The 18291-nt window shown below is 42.0% G+C and carries 14 protein-coding genes; 7 read left to right on the forward strand and 7 right to left on the reverse strand.

Going from position 1 to position 18291, the window contains the following annotated elements; translation table 11 throughout:
• Positions 1-127: 127 nt before the first annotated feature.
• The 7 genes from R8P61_08235 (at position 128) to R8P61_08265 (ending at position 8211) form a co-directional block, all read left to right on the forward strand.
• On the forward strand, positions 128-1171 hold the full coding sequence (locus R8P61_08235; GenBank protein MDW3647035.1) for a DUF2235 domain-containing protein: 1044 nt from the start codon (positions 128-130) through the stop codon (positions 1169-1171).
• A gap of 191 nt (positions 1172-1362) precedes the next feature.
• Positions 1363-2565, forward strand: a complete 1203-nt coding sequence (locus R8P61_08240; GenBank protein ID MDW3647036.1) for an acetyl-CoA C-acetyltransferase — start codon at positions 1363-1365, stop codon at positions 2563-2565.
• Positions 2566-2589: 24 nt separating this feature from the next.
• Complete coding sequence (locus tag R8P61_08245) at positions 2590-4740, forward strand: 3-hydroxyacyl-CoA dehydrogenase NAD-binding domain-containing protein (GenBank protein ID MDW3647037.1); 2151 nt, start codon at positions 2590-2592, stop codon at positions 4738-4740.
• Between the two features lie 97 nt (positions 4741-4837).
• Positions 4838-5728 (forward strand): MoxR family ATPase, encoded by an 891-nt coding sequence (locus R8P61_08250; GenBank protein ID MDW3647038.1) that lies wholly within the window; start codon positions 4838-4840, stop codon positions 5726-5728.
• A gap of 91 nt (positions 5729-5819) precedes the next feature.
• Positions 5820-7151 (forward strand): hypothetical protein, encoded by a 1332-nt coding sequence (locus R8P61_08255; GenBank protein MDW3647039.1) that lies wholly within the window; start codon positions 5820-5822, stop codon positions 7149-7151.
• Positions 7152-7159: 8 nt separating this feature from the next.
• Positions 7160-7585: a thioesterase family protein gene (locus R8P61_08260; GenBank protein MDW3647040.1), complete on the forward strand. Its 426-nt coding sequence runs from the start codon at positions 7160-7162 to the stop codon at positions 7583-7585.
• Positions 7586-7590: 5 nt separating this feature from the next.
• Positions 7591-8211, forward strand: coding sequence for a DsbA family oxidoreductase (locus R8P61_08265; GenBank protein MDW3647041.1), 621 nt, complete (start codon positions 7591-7593; stop codon positions 8209-8211).
• On the opposite strand, the gene R8P61_08270 is transcribed toward R8P61_08265, so the two are convergent.
• From R8P61_08270 to asnB, 7 genes are all read right to left on the reverse strand, one after another.
• Positions 8212-8934: a hypothetical protein gene (locus R8P61_08270; protein MDW3647042.1), complete on the reverse strand. Its 723-nt coding sequence runs from the start codon at positions 8932-8934 to the stop codon at positions 8212-8214. It lies immediately after the preceding gene.
• A gap of 270 nt (positions 8935-9204) precedes the next feature.
• Complete coding sequence (locus R8P61_08275) at positions 9205-10449, reverse strand: transglycosylase SLT domain-containing protein (protein MDW3647043.1); 1245 nt, start codon at positions 10447-10449, stop codon at positions 9205-9207.
• A gap of 168 nt (positions 10450-10617) precedes the next feature.
• Positions 10618-11571, reverse strand: a complete 954-nt coding sequence (locus R8P61_08280; protein ID MDW3647044.1) for a transglycosylase SLT domain-containing protein — start codon at positions 11569-11571, stop codon at positions 10618-10620.
• A gap of 199 nt (positions 11572-11770) precedes the next feature.
• Positions 11771-12814, reverse strand: a complete 1044-nt coding sequence (gene galE / locus R8P61_08285; GenBank protein MDW3647045.1) for a UDP-glucose 4-epimerase GalE — start codon at positions 12812-12814, stop codon at positions 11771-11773.
• Positions 12815-12893: 79 nt separating this feature from the next.
• Positions 12894-13649, reverse strand: a complete 756-nt coding sequence (locus R8P61_08290; protein MDW3647046.1) for a glycosyltransferase family 2 protein — start codon at positions 13647-13649, stop codon at positions 12894-12896.
• Between the two features lie 3 nt (positions 13650-13652).
• Positions 13653-16436 (reverse strand): LamG-like jellyroll fold domain-containing protein, encoded by a 2784-nt coding sequence (locus R8P61_08295; GenBank protein MDW3647047.1) that lies wholly within the window; start codon positions 16434-16436, stop codon positions 13653-13655.
• The gene (gene asnB / locus R8P61_08300; protein MDW3647048.1) at positions 16420-18288 is read right to left on the reverse strand and encodes an asparagine synthase (glutamine-hydrolyzing); all 1869 of its coding nucleotides are present in this window, start codon (positions 18286-18288) and stop codon (positions 16420-16422) included. The genes R8P61_08295 and asnB overlap by 17 nt, the downstream gene beginning before the upstream one ends.
• Positions 18289-18291: the final 3 nt, after the last annotated feature.

The following is an 18291-nucleotide window of genomic DNA, read 5'->3' on the forward strand; positions in this document are numbered from 1 at the left end:
TCCCCTTCAGGTATATGAAATTCGGATTATCTTATGGAAAAATATACCAATTTGTTGAATAAATTTCGCTTAATGTGTTTATTTTGAAGAGATTAAGCTAAATAAAACTAACCCAGACGTACTCAATATGCGCAATACATTCAAACCAGATTTCAGAGTCAATACCAGGACACTGCCCCGCAGATTGATTTTTTGCTTCGACGGTACCTGGAATGATCCTTCCGATGCCTATGAAAAGGGATCTGATGTAACCAATATTTTTAAGACCTATGAAGCCGCTGTTGATGATGATCAACAGAAGAAGTTTTATTATGAAGGAGTAGGGACAGGCGGAGAGTTTGACAAATATTTGGGAGGTCTTACAGGCAAAGGGGCTGATCGAATCAAGAATGAAGCCTTCATCGATTTGGTACATAACTTCAAACCCGGAGATAGAATCTTTATCACAGGATTTAGTCGAGGAGCAGCAATCGCTCGTATGTTTGCCCAACTCATCCACAAAGAAGGTATACCCGAGGAATTGAGATTTACCAATAAGAAAAGAAAGTTTAAAACCAAAGGGAATGTCATTGCCCGTCCCAAAGTTGAGATGATGGGGATTTATGATACCGTTGCTTCTTTTGGTCTTCCTAGTGATATCGCTGGTATTCCATTTCAGCAAATCAACCTGTTCAAAAACTTCGACATCAGCAGCACCACCCAAAAGGTTGTCCATTTGCTCGCAGTCCATGAGGGGCGTAATACCTTTAAGCCGACTCTTTGTAATCATAGGGAAGGAGTTGAGGAAATTTGGTTTCCCGGCGTTCATGCAGATGTAGGGGGAGGATATGCAGATAGAGGAATTTCTGATATTGCCCTGGACTATATGCTCAATAGTTTTAAGGATTTGGGAGTGAAATTCCAGACTGAAAAGCTGAAAGAGGTAAAGCCCAATCTTACCGGCAATATTCATGACAAAGTGAAGGAAGAATATGCTTTGAAATTGGTCCATCGTGAAATCGAAGTTTGGGAGAAGGGCAAAACGAGTTCACTTCCTCCTAAAGTTCATCAAAGTGTTTGGGACAGGATCAAAAGATTTGGAGAGAATGTACCTTCCCATGTTAAAAAAGTTGAAACTAACTTTCTCGCTGTAGGAGAATCGCCCAATGTCTCCACGGCAAATATGAGTTAAGCATAAACATAAGAAAAGCAATGAACCCGGATAATCCGCTTGAGATTATCCGGGTTTAATTATTGTCTTTGTTTAATCTATTAGTCTTTTATATTAAACATGTTTAACAAAACGAGCAGTTTATTTATCTACCTTTAATTTCGACCGCCCAAGGTCATTTCATTTCTAACATATTCAACACTACTCGATATATGGAAGCTTATATTTATGATGCCATTCGTACGGTACGTGGCAAAGGCAATAGAAAAGGTGCGTTAATCGGATTTACGCCAACTTATTTGGCTACTAGTCTGCTTACTGAGCTTAAAGAAAAGCATGATCTTGACACCGAATTGGTCGAAGATGTCATTCTGGGATGTGTAACTCAGGTGATGGATCAGGGAGCAAATATTGCTAAAACTGCTGCCCAACAATCTGGCTATGGGGATCATCTTTGTGGAGTTAGTTTGAACCGCTTTTGTGGTTCCGGTTTAGAAGCGATCAATCAGGCTGCAGCTTCAGTAAGAGCGGGCTTTTCTGATCTGTTGGTTGCTGGTGGAGTCGAAAGTATGTCACGTGTGAAAATGGGTTCTGATGGAGGAGCTTTATTGATGGATCCTGCGGTTGCATTGCCCGGTCATGCTATTCCTCAGGGAATCTCTGCGGATCTGATTGCCAGTAAATATGGTTTTAATAGAAATGATGTAGATGAATTTGCCTATATCTCTCAAATGAGAGCTACCGAAGCAGAAAAAGCCGGCAGATTTACCTCTAGAATTCCGATTAGAGACATCAATCATGTAACGGTTCTGGATACGGATGAAAATATTCGTCCTCAGACTACGGTAGAAGCTTTAGGAACACTTAAGCCTTCTTTTGAAATGATGGGCCAAATGGCTGGCTTTGATGCGGTAGCGATAGATAGGTATCCGGAAATTGAGCGAATCAATCACGTGCACCATGCCGGAAACTCTTCGGCTATTGTAGATGGTGCGGCAGTCGCACTTATCGGAAATAAAGAAGCGGGAGCTAAAATTGGATTAAAGCCTCGTGCCCGTATCAGAGCAGCAGCAGTATATGGAACTGATCCGACGATGATGTTGGTGGGACCTGCTCCTGCAAGTCGCAAGGCTCTCAAGCAGGCTGGAATGAATAAAGAGGATATCGACCTTTTTGAGGTAAATGAAGCCTTCGCGGTTGTACCCATGCGTTTTATGCAAGATTTGGGTGTTTCGCATGATAAGGTAAATGTAAATGGCGGAGCGATTGCACTTGGACACCCACTGGGAGCTACTGGATGTATGCTCATGGGTACCTTGATTGACGAATTGGAACGTCAGGACAAATCAACCGGCCTCGTAACCCTTTGCATTGGTGGAGGAATGGGAATCGCAACAATTATTGAAAGGGTTTAATTTATCTCAAAATTTAGCTAAAACATGTCAACTACAGCTGTAAAAAACGACGTATTATCATATAGTGTTGATTCGGATGGAATAGCAACCATTACCATTGATATGGTAAACCATCCGACCAATTTATTCTCAGAAGATTTTTTCAATGCTTACCTTCCGGTTGCTCGCCAGGCGATTGCTGATGCGGGAGTAAAAGGAGTCATCGTAACCTCTGCACAACGCATGTTCATGGCAGGAGGAGACCTCCGAGTATTGGGAAAAGAAGTAACGGATGCTGATGCTTTTTTCAAAGGCATGATGCAGGTTCATACCGGATTTCGTGAATTAGAAACCGGAGGCAAACCTTTTGTTGCTGCCATCAATGGTAATTGTTTGGGGGGAGGAATGGAACTTGCCTTAACTTGCCACCATAGAATTGCTTTGAATAGTTCCCGTACAAAACTGGGATTTCCTGAAGTAAAAGTTGGCCTTCTACCTGGAGGCGGTGGAACGGCAAAGGCTCCTTATCTCATGGGGTTGCAAAATGGTTTACTTTACTTACAAAAAGGTACAGAAGCTCGCCCTCCCAAAGCTTTAAAAGATAAATTGATAGATGCCCTTGCAGAAACGCCAGAAGAAATGAAGGCTGCTGCCAGGCAATGGATTCTGGATAATCCCAATCCCGTCCAGCCCTGGGATAATAAGAAACATCGGATTCCTGGTGGAGGAATAATGACTCCAGGTGGTGTGCAAGTGATGATGGGAGGAATCGGGAACCTACGTAAAATCACCCACGGTAACTATCCCAATGCTCAACATATCATGAGTGTTGTATATGAAGGTATGCAAGTGCCTATCGATCGTGCCCTGGAAATCGAAGCTCGTTATTTCACCAAATGTGTGATGAGTCCTGAAGCCAAGAACATGATCCGTACCGGATTCTTTGCCATACAGGAAGCGAGTAAGGGAAAAGCAAAACCTAAGGGATATGAAAAATTCCAGGTAGGTAAGCTGGGCATCCTTGGAGCGGGAATGATGGGAGCAGGTATAGCCTTTGTTTCTGCGAAAGTAGGAATGGATGTTGTATTGAAAGATGTGACAGCAGAAGGAGCTGAGAAAGGCAAAGATTATTCCAGAGCCCTTCTGAAAAAACGCATCAGCAGAGGCTTTATGAGCCAGGAAAAAGCAGATGCCTTATTAGAGAAGATTGAAACCACCGCTGATCCCTCTGCTGTAGAAGGAAGCGATTTGATTATAGAAGCAGTATTTGAAAATGTAGACTTGAAGGCCAGGGTGACGAAGGAATCCGAGTCTGTTTTGGCTGATGACAAGATTTACGCTTCAAATACTTCTACCATTCCGATTAGTTTGTTAGCAGACGCTTCGGAAAGACCTGAGAATTTCATTGGGATCCACTTCTTCTCTCCGGTTGACAAAATGCCATTGGTAGAGATCATCAAAGGGGCAAAGACAAATGATCGTACGGTTGCAGCAGCTATCGATTATGTAACTGCCATCAAAAAAGTACCGATTGTTGTGAATGATTCCCGAGGATTCTTCACTTCTCGTTGTTTTGGCTCTTTTACTTCTGAAGGAGTTTATCTCCTGGAAGAAGGAGTTCCTGCTGCAATGATTGAAAACATTGCCCGCACCAAAGGGATGCCCGTAGGACCCCTGGCAGTAAGTGATGAAGTAAGCCTAACACTTGGATTGCATGTCATGGAAAGTGATCCACGTCTGAAAGACAATGAAGACTTGCAACGCAACTATCGCATCACAAAAATGCTGGTAGAAGAACATGGCAGAAAAGGAAAGAAAGAGGGAGCAGGCTTCTATGAGTATCCAGAAGATGGGAAGAAATTTCTCTGGCCTGAGCTAAGCAAAATATTTACCTCCAATATAGATACCCTCGACAAAGAAACCATCGGAAAGCGTATCCTGCATCGTCAGGCGCTTGAAAGCTACCGTTGCTATGACGAAGGAGTATTGATGACTACCAAAGATGGAGACATCGGATCTGTTTTGGGTTGGGGATTCCCGATCTACACAGGCGGAGCCTTATCCTATATTGATTATGTAGGCGTACAGCAATTCGTCGCAGACTGTGATGACTTCACTCAGCGCTTTGGTGCGAGATGGACAGTTCCTGATAGCTTGAGAAAGCTTGCTGAGACAGGAGGGAAGATTAATCAGTAAAAGAAAGGTGTTAGTGTGTTAGATTGTGAGTGTGTTAGGGTGAAATCCTAAACGCTAATACTCTAACACACTAACACCCAAATACATAAAACATTTTATGGCCAACACTAGCATTTGGACTGGTTCAGAAAAATACCTTTGCGACATGGAACTGGCGCAGGCATTTCATATGTCTCGCGTTTTGGGGATGCCCTTACTGATTGAAGGCGAACCTGGAACCGGGAAGACAGAATTGCCGATTCAATTTGCCAATGATCTTGAATTAGAACTGCACGTATACCCTGTAGGATCTAAAAGTTCTGTGGAGCAGTTTGTCGCAAAATTCGATCACGTAAAGTACCTAAGAGATTCTCAAGTTGAAGTGCTCAATGCCAGTCGGGAAGAAAAAGGCCTGGAAGGTTTGAGTACAAGTGGTAGAAATACCGAGCATTTGGAGGATTATGTGATGAAAGGGCCCGGAGCTTTGTCCTTTGCTTCAAAAAATGCAGTTCTCCTCATTGATGAGATCGACAAAGCCCCTCGTGAATTCCCCAATGACCTTTTGTATGCCTTGAGTCATAGAAAATTTGTCATGCCAGAATCAGGAGAGGTGATTGAAGCGAATGAAGATGATATGCCTGCCATCGTGATTACCAGTAATCGCGAACAGGAATTACCTACGGCTTTCAAAGGAAGATGTATCTATCATTACATCACTTTCCCGGAGCCAGCAATGATGCAAAAGATTGTAAGCAAGCATTTCCCGGATGCCGATCAGGATTTGGTAAATCGCTGCATGAATATCTTCTATCAATTGAGAAGAGCTGGTATGGAAAGAGCTCCATCTACTCGAGAATTATTAAATTGGCTCAAATACCTTCAATCTATTGATAAGGACCTGGCAATGGAAAGGCTGGATAAAAAAGAAGGCCTGGGTGTTTTGGTAAAAACCGAAAAAGACCTCGAAAAAGCCAAAGCCATGGTGCTTGAATTTGGGAAGAAAGAGTAAGAAAGAAAAGCGTATTGGCGTGCTGGTGTATTGGAGTCAGAATCTAGATAAACTACAACACACCAACACTCACCAACTCTAACACGTTCATATGTTCCAATCCCTCCCACATCATTTTCGCGAGCATAAGCTCAATGCAGATGTAAGAACTTTACTCCTGCTGAGGAAAGCTATGGACAAAGGATTGGTAAGAACACTGGGAGATCTCTATTTGACTTTACGTAGTATGGTGGCCAAAGATCCTAAGGATTATGGTCCCTTTACGGTGGCATTCTATGAATATTTTCTGGCCATCGATATAAAGCATGGGGAAAGTCTGGAAAGTGCTGTGATTCGTTCTGAGAGTTTCAAACAGTGGAGGAAAATGATCCTGGATGAGGAGAAGCCAGAGGAAGAGCCTGATGTAAAGGAAATGTTGAATCGCTATCTGGATGAAGTTCATCTTAGCAGCTTTGATATTCAAAAAATCTTATCTGGTGAGGAGATTTTCAGGAAATCTGATGCCAGTCGCCCAGATTTGAATCCAGATGATAATTCAGCTCCGCCAGATAGTATAGATACTATGGCCGATTACCAAAATATCTCCATGGAAGATATGATGAAGCGCTTGGAGGAAATTTCAAAGAGGCAGAGAGGAAAGCATCGCGGAGGGAGTCATTGGATCGGGACGAATGGGCGCTCTGCTTTCGGAAATAATGGAGCCGCTTTGGGAGGAATCAGAGTAGGGGGTAGTGGAGGATCCAAAGGGGCACGCGCAGTTATTGGGGATAAGCGTTTTTATCCGGTTGATAAAGAAAAGACCCTGACCGATGATGGAATTGATGTCGCACTCGCCGCGCTGAAAGGAATAGAAGAGGAATCATCTGAAGAATACCTGGACATTCCCATAACCATAAAAGAAGGCCTCAAACAAGGAGGAATCTTTCTTCCCTATATCAAAGAAAAGATCACTCCTAAAATACAGGTAGCTCTTTTTATTGACAATGGAGGGATGTCGATGCTTCCTTATGTACGTCTGGTCAATAAGCTTTTTTCGAAAATGAAAAAACGCTTTGCCCATGATCTCAAAACTTATTACTATCACAATACGCTTTATAAAGGGGCTTATACTGATGAAAGAAGGCGAAAATTTGAGAGCATGGACAAAATCTGTAGTCTCGATAAAAACTATAGTGTTTTCATTATCGGAGATGCGGATATGGCTCCTTATGAATTGAGCACTACCAGTCGTGAAAGCTGGCAAAAACTCAAGGATAGATTCGAACGGATCATTTGGCTCAATCCCATGAATGAAAAATACTGGTATGCCTCGGATACCATACCGATTTTGAAACAGATAATTCCTATGGAACCTTTGAGCCCTAAAGGAATTGAAAAAGCGGTTGAAGAAATGAACCGTAAAAGGAAGTACTCCAAGATCTAATTTTCCAGATGTCAAATCTCATCCTTACCTATCAGGGAGCTGTTCAAAGTTGGGAACTGGACTCCAATGATCATATGAACGTGATGTTCTACATCAATAAGTTCGAATTGGCCGGTAGAAATCTTGGACATGAAACCGGAATGCACAATGACTTTCTCAAAAAGAATAATTGGGGAGTAGCTGTGGTGGAGCAAAATATCCAGTACATGCAGGAAGTTCTGGAAGACGAACTGATTCGGATTGAATCTGGCATTAGCCGTATAGGGAATAAGTCCTTTTCTGCTATTCATAAAATGATTTCTCGTGATCGGAATGAAGTAGTAAGTATCATGAAAATCAGTTTGGTCTTGCTTGATAAAACGGCTCGGAAATCAGTCCCTATTCCTGAGGAGTTCAAAGAAAATATGAAAGCTCTTTTAGTTGAAGCTTCCTGAATTCTATGCCTAAGAAAATAAAAATAGACCTGATCATGGATGTGATCTGTCCCTGGTGTTACCTGGGACATGCGCATTTGAAAAAGGCTATGGCTGAACGGGCAGGCGAGTATCCCTTTGAGGTTTCCTTCAAACCCTTTCTCCTCTATCCTCATATACCAGAAACCGGCATAGCCAAACAGGATTTTAAGACCCATCGGCGTCCGGGAATGGGGCGATTACTTTTGCAAGAGGCTGAGTCTGTAGGCCTTGAAATAGATTATAAGAAGATCGACCTCATCCCCAATTCTTTGGAGGCCCATAGATTCTTGTATTTGCTCCCTGATTATGAAGAGCAGCTGGCCTTCGGAGAAAGGATTTTCGAAGCCTATTTCTCTCTCGGACAGGATGTGGGCGATAAAGAGGTGCTTCTGGATCTTGCCTTGGAATCTGGTATCAATACTCATAGTATCGGCAAGTTCCATACGACTACAGAGGGTGCTCAGGAAGTAGAAGAACTGATCCAGCAGTATCGGGAAGAAGGCATAAGTGCTGTTCCCGGATTTCGCTTCAATGATGAACATCTGATTCAGGGAGTCCAGCAAAGCTCTGCTTTCATCCGCTACTTTGATCGATTGCAGAAATAACTAGTCATTGGCAAAAAAAGATCGCCTGTCGTCAAAGAGTATTTTCAGGGTACTAGGAGCATGCAAAACAGATTCAAAGCCTTTTTCCTGCCAGAGAATTTCTCCCGCTAATTCCATTACTTTCCACTTTCTGAGGGGATTATCCAGATCCTGGGCTAAAGCCATAAGAGCTACAGCTGCATCATAGCGATCGAGGGTCTGGCTTCTGCGTATTCTTCTGCCATAAATTCCTAAAGGATTCAGACCTCGTTTATCTTCTTCAGAAATATAATGACTGATCAATTGTTTACGATCCGGATGTGGCAATATGGGAGTCAACATAGCATCCAAATGGTTCAGGCTGATGGGGTTCTTCCCTTTTTTCGCTTGTTTGAATTTTAAGCCCCATTCCTCCATATGATGCAGCTTTAGGGTTTCTATATGGGAAAATAATTCAATTACAAAACCTTCGAGCTCATGGGCAAAGAAATCCTTGCTACGCCCAATTTCAGGCTTTAAGGCTCCATTTTGGCAGACTTGTCGGAATACAAAGCTTCTTAACTTAAGCTTTTTGTTTTCCCAGAGGATGGCTACACCCCCATTAATAGAATCTTTAGACTGGATACCGGATTCGATGGGTAAGATAGCGCAGTGAAATTCGGTTTCTCCCTGCTTGCAGCTATCGATAATCTTACCGCCTTTTTCTTCAACAAGGTTTTGGAAGTGGAAGAGAAATTCAACCATAATACGTGCATTGTTTGTGTTGGAAATTGCGCGTCTTCCTGTAAGTAGATATCGTATGCCTTAAAGTAAATAAATTTATGTGCAGATAAAATTTATTAATTGGATTAAATGGTGGGGAGAAGAAAGTTTTGCCAGCTAATTCGATGAAAAGAAGACTAAGCTTTGACTATGAGGGGATTGTAAGAAGAATATGCCCCATTTTCAACATGGGAATTGATGATTTAAGAATGTTGGGTTAGAAGTCTTTTTGTTTTCGGAAGAAAATCGAATTTACTCCATTTCCTCTGGATCACTAAAAAGGAGAGAGTCTGCTTCAAAGCTGAGATTTAAGGGAGCGGGTGCTTTTTGAGTACTATCTGGCTTATTTTCGGTAAACTTAACCTGACTATCTATAGGTTCAGGATTATAGAATAAAGTGTCCTGGCAAACCGTATCTGGTAGACTGGCCATAAGCTGGTCCAACTCGAGGAAAGAAGCTAAAGCAACCTGAGAATAATTTTGGGAAGCATTTTTGAAGCCTTTGTATTCGGTTCTCCATACACGAGTCATCAAATCCATACCTCCTTGCTTAGGCGCAATTTTTTCCAAAACTCCATCTACGTTTCCTGCTCCTGCATGATAAGAATGGAGTACCAAAAGGCGGAACCACAACTCATCCTCTCTGAAGGGGATGTTTCGCTTTCTCAGCATCCATCTAGTTTGAGGGATACAACGCCTGGCTAATAACTTGGCTGCGGCTCTTGCGGCTTTACTGAGGTCTTCACGCTCATCTATGCTATCGTTCACCACCAATCCATATTCCTCCGCGACTCCTTTCATCAATTGGAAGGAACCATAAGCTCCTACCGGAGAATATTGAAGTGCTGCAGGGCTTTCGATCAGCAGGATTGCCTGAGCATACCAGGGATCGACATTCATCCCTTTGAAAATATGAAGCGCTTTGCCAATATGTGGAAGGACCTTCTGGAAATCATAATAATGATTCTTACCCGGAGTGATGTATATCTGGGTGTTCATTGGAAGGTCATTCGCTACAATAATGCTGTCTTTATAGTAGTTCTTGAGACCCTCAGATTTCTTATCCCAGGCTCTTAAACTGATTTTATCCAACAACCTTCTACTCTGTGCGATATTTACAATGGCAGAGTCTCTTCCCATTTGCATGATCTTTCTCCAAAACACGGGTTGACTCAGGGTATCCCATTGTTGGGCATACAAAAGAGAGTCCCAAATGATATGCATGCAGGAAAGGTCTACAGGAAAAACCTCAAAACTATAAGAAACCTGGGTGGTATCCCAAACTTCTTCCAGCCTTGCAATCGTTATATCTGCTAGACTATCATTGTCAAAAAGAGAAAATTCAATATGGTTTGGAAAAGGGTATTCGTCTGGGAAAGAAGCAGCCATAGCACGGAAGTCAGGCCGTTGAGTGGATGTCAACGCCTTCAGGGAGATGACCAATACGAGAACAAGGAGGACTCCCAGGCCAGCCAGAATGCTAGGTTTTACTTTCAAGACGATCAGATAAACTAAGAATACAGATTCCCCAATCTGATTAGCTTAAAAGTACAATATCGGGGCCAAAAAAAATCTGCATTTCTCGCCTTCCGTTTAAAGTGAAGGTTCAAGCAGCTTTGTTGGAGGATCAACGGAAAAGCGTAATTTATGTAGCACAGAAGGGTTTTAGCGAATAGGGGGACAGAGGACATTACATTCCCTGCGAATAATTTCCTCTAATTCTAACAAGGAGGCCAATGCCACTTGCGAATAATTTTGTGATGCATTGCGAAAATATCTATTCCGGGTTTGCCAAAGAGATTGAATCAGAGCCATTCCTCCTTTACGAGGGCGAATAAGTCTAAGCGCAGATCTCACGTTTCCAGAACCGGCGTGATAGACGTGCAGGACCATCAAGCGAAACCAAAGATCGTCTTCTTTGAAACTCAGTCGGTAGGAACGGAGAATATCTTTGGTCTCGGGTATGCACACCTTTTTGATAAATCTTGCAGCGGCGCGGGCGGATTTCTCAAAGTCCTCTCTTTCGTCCACTTCTCGATTAACTTTCAAGCCCATTTGTCGACCCACTCCAGGCATCAATTGAAAATGTCCCACGGCTCCCGTAGGCGATTTTCTGAGCTGGCCCGGACTTTCTATCAAAAGAATGCTTTGGGCAAACCAGGGATCTGTGCCTTCTGCCTGAAAGTGTCGAATACCTGCATCAATACTCGGAAGAACTTCTCTCAACTTATAGAAATCACTTTTGCCATAGGTAACATATAGTCGAGTGTTGGAGGGTAGCTCACAAATTTGCAGGATCGAATCCTTGAAGCTTCTTTTCAAGGGATCTTCAAGGGTATCATAATAAGCCGTTTGAAAAGTATTCAACACATTGCGGGTATCAGCGATATTCAGCACGCTATACTCGGGAGGTAGATTCATCACTTTGCGCCAAAAACGCACCTGGGCCAAAGTGTCCCATCTCTCTCGATGTAAATCCTTATCAAGAATCACACGTTGTACGCTGCTATCATTGATTCTGACAATCTCAATAATCTCCTCAGAAAAACTATCCTGGGAGAAAGCAGAGGCTAATGATACGACAAGAAGAAGGAGTGATCCGAAAAGGTAACGCAACATCAATCTTTAGAGCTTTAGGTTTGTATCCGTAATTTACAATAAATTATTATTACGATACATAAAAAATATAAATTTGAAATACCCGAACGTTTGTACTTTAAAACTAGCAAATAAAAAGCAAATCCGATGAAGCTATGTAAGTTCCTTCATCGGATTGAAAAATATACAATTAAGTAATTTCCGTTTTTGTATTAGAAAATCAGGATTTTGATGCCAATCTTGATTCGTTCAGATGAGTCTGCCATTTCCATGCAGTAGCCATCATTTCATCAATCCCATATTTTGGAACCCAACCGAGGCGCTCTTTGGCCAGACTACTATCAGAGTAAATCTTCTCAACATCTCCCGGTCTGCGGGGACCTACTTCAAAATTCACTTTCACCCCTGTTACATTTTGGAAAGCATGGATCGCTTCGAGAACAGAAACCCCTTCTCCTGAACCGAGATTGTAGCGCTCATAAGCTTCTTCATTTTTATCCTTAAGAAGGTAATCCATAGCCTGTAAATGCGCAATAGCGATATCTACTACATGAATATAATCGCGTATGCATGAACCATCGCGGGTATCATAATCTCCGCCGAATACTGTGATTTTGGGAAGTATTCCAGAAGCGGATTGAGTAATTACAGGAACGAGATTGCTCGGGCGATTGATTGGATCTTCCCCTATCAAACCAGATTCGTGAGCTCCAACTGGATTGAAATATCTAAGCGCAATTCCTTTTACCGAATCGGCCGCTTTTATAAAATCCTGGATGATGCGCTCTCCATAAAGTTTGGTGCAGCCATAAGGAGAGGGTGCTTCAGTGGTTGGAGTTTTTTCTGTCACCGGGATGTCAGAAATATCTCCATAAACTGTACAGGAGGAGGAAAAGATAAAATTAGAAACCTCATACTTTTCACAACAATGAAGCATATTCAGAAGGGAGTCAAAGTTGTTGCGATAATAGAGTAGGGGTTTTGCAACAGATTCTCCTACTGCCTTTAAAGCTGCAAAGTGGATCACACCTACGATATCTGTGTGCTTTTCAAATATGTTTTCAACTTCCGTGAGATTGCAAAGGTCTACTGAATAATTCAGCATTCTTTTTCCTGTGATTTCTTCTATTCTGTCCAAAGTTGTCAGAGAAGAATTCATTTGATTGTCTATCGAAATAACGTCGTATTTACCCTGATTGATGATTTCGATTGCAGTATGAGAGCCTATGTATCCGGTTCCTCCGGTAATGAGAATAGCTGGCATAGAAAAATGTTGTGTTATATTATTCTGTACGACAAAATTAGGGCAATGATCAATGAGTTTATAGCCGAAACAGTGCCAATTATAACGGCTTTTTCAGCAATTGAAACACTTTAGTAAAATACTTGCTGTAAATCTTTCCATAGTGGGTATTAATCCCATGCATTTTACAAGATCTCAGCATTTCTTTATTAATGGTTAGGGTACTTTTGATTCCCTGCGTACTACTTCCACCCGTTCTCATCTTGACCAGGGTTTCAGGAATATAGGTGTAGGGAAGTTTCTCTTTGTGAAAGAGTCTTAGCATCAGATCAAAATCTGCGCAAATCTCAAAACTGGTATCGAAATTCCCATATTGCTCATATACTTCCTTTCGTAGAAAGAAAGTAGGATGCGGAGGCATCATGCCTTTCGCCCACCAATTGTCCTTATAATTATTTGCCTGATAATACCTGACTACCTTATCCAGGTCTTCATCATGTACGTACACCAGGTCTCCAAAACTCATTTTTATTGAAGGATCTTCAAAAGCCCTTGCGACCCGACTGAGAATATTACTTCTGGGGTAAAGATCATCTGCGTTCAGAATTCCTACGACTTCCCCTTTTGCGAGGGCAATTCCTTTATTCATGGCATCATAGAGGCCTTCATCGCTCTCAGAAATCAAATGGGCCAGACCAGACTTATATTCTTCAAGAATAGATAAGGTCTTGTCAGTGGAAGCACCATCAATGATGATATGCTCAATATCCGGATGATCCTGTTTGGCTACGGAATCCAGACAATCTCTCAGGTAATCCTGTGCATTGTAGCAGACGGTAATGATGCTGATCTTCATGGGCTAATTTCTTACCAAAATAAATTTATCGATCTCTACATTTGGGTCGGACTGGATCAGACTCAACATATGATCCTGATTATCTAAGTCCTTTATTTTTGTCGAAAGGTTATACCATTTCCAGTCCTTTGAACTTATACCTTTTAGTTCTCCCATATCCGCTCCATCGACTACCACGCCTATCCGCCCCCCAGAGGCTTTTCTATTTCTTGCTCTTACTCTCAGGCTATAATTGTTGCGTTTATTCCTGCCTTGAAAATGATATTTACTACAAGCGCCTTTTTCGGTTGCTTTGAGGTAGGTATCAAACTTGCTGAAATCAGTTGAAGATTGTGTCTCCGATTTGATTTCCTGGCCCATACTATAATCATAGACTTCTGCTTCAAAGTGAAAATCCTGGCTCCACCAGGCCGGATGTCCTGTTTCATGCCAGCTATCCAATTGATAAATGATGGGCCCAGATTGAGTGCTCAAATCAAGTACATAAACACTTCCTTGTCTTCGGGCAGTTAGGCTGAGTTTATTGCCTTCAAGATTGATTTCTACCTTTGCCTGATCAGGGACATTGCCTTTAATATTTGATTGGGGCTGAATCGTGAGGGCGATTACATATTTCTTCCCTTCCGCAGATTTTCTGGCAGTAGCCAGAATACGAGGGTCAGCAACTTCCAAGCTAATAATGGGACTATTTTCCCCATCTCTTAGTACTGAGCCTTTTCTTAGGATTCCTTCATAATAACTGCTGACGGCTTGCGCATAAGAAGGCATCACCGCTTGCCAGGCATAATTTCGAGGGTCGGCAAAAGGTTTTTTGACATTGAAAAAGCCCGTATAGAAAAACTCAGCTCCAATAGGACCCAGGCATTTCAAGAGGCCTAACCATTGACTAGGACGGACATTCTGCTCGGGATTTTCTGACCATCCGGCGGCAATGAATGGAGAGAATAAATTATCCCCAGCTGCAATTTCTACTTTCCGACTATCTTCTATCCAGGACCAGCCTCTCCATGCACCTCTTACCTTATTCCAGTTAGAGGGCCAGCGAACATAAAAATCCGGGGTGGAATAATATTGTCCATTTATTTTTGTGCCGATTTTCCTGGCAGTTTTCCATGCAAATCGATCCTGAGGTCCTCCATCAACGCCATACCAGGTGAATTCGGTATTTTTCAAAGCCGGAATCTTGAGAAATTCCTTACTGTAAGCCCTTCTTAATCTGTTCTTTTGAATGGCTTGATACTCATCCCAATCTTTGACTTTCGATTTCTCTTTGTCGCGTACTATCCGAGGGTCTTTTTTCAGGGTTTCCTCAGGGTAGGGTAAAAAAGGAACTTCTCCATTTTCATTGATCAGGTTTATCGGGCGCCTAAGTTGTGCCAGTAAATTTTTTATGTATAAAGCTTGAAGCTGTCCATCACTCCTTACGTAACTGTCAGGTGTAATAGGAGAGAGGGAATATTCTTTGCTCCCAGTTTTTCCTGCCCGATTCAATTGAACTTTGGAAGCGTTTTTTACGGCATACTGTGGATTGGTCTGATATATACGAGGAGAACTTTCATTTATAGAAAGGTCCTTCGGAATTACTTGTGCCCATAAGGTAATCAGGCTAAGTGGAATATCAGGATACTTATTAGCCAGCTTTATAAGCTCGCGGGTATAGGGACTTAAATTTCCATTTTGATCTTTTCTTGCATTCCTTGAGCCATATAATGTTAGGGAATAGTTCCAATTGACAGAAAGCTCTTCCTGGATTTTCGCACTGTATAGATAGGCTGAGTTTCTGTCTAAATATTCTGTAAAGGCTCCTCCAAAAAAATCCAATGCCATCCAATTAACCAAAGGCTTGAGTCTATGTGTCTTTTTATATCGGGGAAGGGGATAATTCTGCAATTGTTTGTAGGCCAAATCCCTTACCCTCGGATGGGAGGGGGCAAATTCTCGTTTATCACGTACTTCCCTGCTTTCTACTTTTTCCGGAGTGGCGATATTGATATCCCTTACTGATGTAAGTCGAAAGGAGTAATGTCTATTATTCTTTATTTCCGAGTAGTGTTGCCTGATCAGGGCTCCCGGTAGGCTTCTCTTGTAAAGGGCAATTTCATCTATGCCCCCTTTATAATAGATATTATAATTGTCAAATTGAGTGAAGAGTAGGGTATTACTATTACAATTTCCACCACCACACAAGATGCCTTTGGGAGCATCTGTTACCCTCATTCCTTCCAAAAGTTCTCCGTCGACCCAGACTTCCTTGATCCCATTTTGTACCTGATATTGGAAAACGAAATGGTGCCAATTCCCATCCATATAATAATCCAGGCTCTTTTTCCCTACACCATCCAGCTTTAGGGCAAGATTATGTGCTTCTACTATGCCACTTTTGTTATTGGTTAGGGTGCTGAAATTTATATTTGGGTAACTCATAGAAATGGATACTTTTCGATTGTTAAAAAAGAAAAGAATCTGTGATCTGCTGAGATCAGATTGATCAGGTTTTAACCAAAACTCTATGCTGAATTCTTTTTTGACATCAAAGGGTATAGCATACATGCCTTTGCTTTCTTCGCCAAACTGAAAGTAGTTTCCTAATAAGGCTCCCTCTTTTTCTACTTCATGGTCAAGTTTATTGGTCCAGGGCCTGTTCAATTGTCGATCTTTGAAGACCTCTTTGGTGTCAAAGGTCCAATAATAGGCAGGACTAAAATCCTGGGCTTTTAATCCCCAACTAAAAAGTAAAGGAATTAAAGCAAGAGAAAGAACGCTATGTTTTTTAATATTCAATTTCATTTTTTTCTAACCATACATTCAACATCACGAGCATCCATATTTTCATCCAGTGTTCTCTTTTGCCTCCTGCAAGGAACCTATTCCATTTATCCAGAAGATACTCTCCTTCTATAAATTTCTTGCTTGCAAGAGACTGGATATGTTTCTCACAGAAATCCTTCATCGATTCCCGTATCCAGAGCGCCCAGGGAAATACGAATCCCATTTTAGGACGATGAACTACTTCTCCAGGTAACAGCTTCCCAAGAGATTCGACCAAAAGCTTTTTAGGATAGTCAGGTTCTTTGAGTCTATCCGGAACTGCCAGGGCATATTCTACCAATTCATGATCAAAGAAAGGAACCCTCACTTCCAGCGAACTTGCCATACTCATTTGATCTGTATCTCTCAATAACACATTCTGGGTATAGGTCATCATTTCCCCTACAGAAACCTGGCTAAAGAGAGGCATAGATTCTACTTTTTGTAATCCTGGATCTTTCAGGAGGCTAGCCAGAGTAGATTGAGCTATGTCAGAGTTTTTCAGTATCCCATTGATTTCCTTGTCGTCATGAATTTTTCGGAAAATCGGGTATAGCTCCGAAAAGTCAGGTTTCTCTATCGCCAGGATTTCTTGTAAACGTGCACTCTTATGGCTATTGTAGAGGCTGCTGATTCCGGCACCTATCCCAGAACGTATCATATGAGGAACTGCATACATCCCCATTTTTTTCAACTTCTGGTAACGTTTAAATACCGGATATCCTGCAAAGAGTTCATCTCCTCCTAATCCTGATAGAGCAACTGTAAAGCCTTCATTTTTGGTGGCTTTGGAAACCACATAGCTATTTAAGCCATCCCCACTCGGATGATCCATTGCGTCTAATGCCTCCGGTAATTCTGTGAGGAAATCTTCCGGTTTTAATTTGATGGGATGATGTTCTGTCTTGAATTTCTTTGCTATGAGAGTTGCATAATAGGACTCATCATACTGCTTTTCATCAAAAACAATCGAAAAGGTATGGATGGCTTGTTCACTACTTTCCGCCAATAGGCCAACAACTGCACTCGAATCAATGCCACCAGATAAAAAAGCGCCTAAAGGAACATCAGCAATTTTTCTTCTGGAAACAGCTTCTCTTAACCTTTGATGAAGCTCTTCTTTTACCTCTTCCCGATCGATATTTTCTGCAAGCTTTCTGTTTTTTGCCAAATCCCAGTATTGTTCCAACCTGAGTTCCTTATGCTTCCAAATACCAAAACTGGCAGCTGGGAGCATATACACATCTTTTAACAGGGTGTTGGGGGAATTGACAGAATAGTATTTTAGGTATTCCGGAAGGGCCTGGTGATTGAGAACTGCTGGTACCATACCAGAAGCCAATAAACTTCTGATTTCAGAGGCAAATATGAGTTGATTATCCTGAATGCTGTAGTAAATAGGTTTTATCCCCATCCGATCTCTGGCGATAAAAAGTTCCTGCTCGACCTGATCCCAAATAGCAAAGGCAAACATGCCATTCATTTTTTTCAAACAATCAGGACCCCAGGTAGCATAGGCAGCCAGGATAACATCCGTATCACTTTGACTTTGGGTTTCCGATAAATTCAGTTCTGCACGAATCTCCTGATAGTTGTACACTTCACCATTATAGATAATGGTATAGCGTCCACTTTTGTCATGCATGGGCTGGGTGGCAGCATCACTCAGGTCTATGATAGATAACCTTCTGTGTCCAAGTGCAATCCCTTTTTCTACAAAATGCCCTCCTGCATCCGGACCTCGATGCTGCATACGCGCTGTCATCTGTTCCAAAACAGTGATAGAGGCAGTTTCCAGAAGATCGCAAGTATATCCGGCTATTCCGCACATAAA

Source organism: Bacteroidia bacterium (genome assembly GCA_033391075.1).
Lineage (GTDB): Bacteria > Bacteroidota > Bacteroidia > J057 > J057 > JAWPMV01.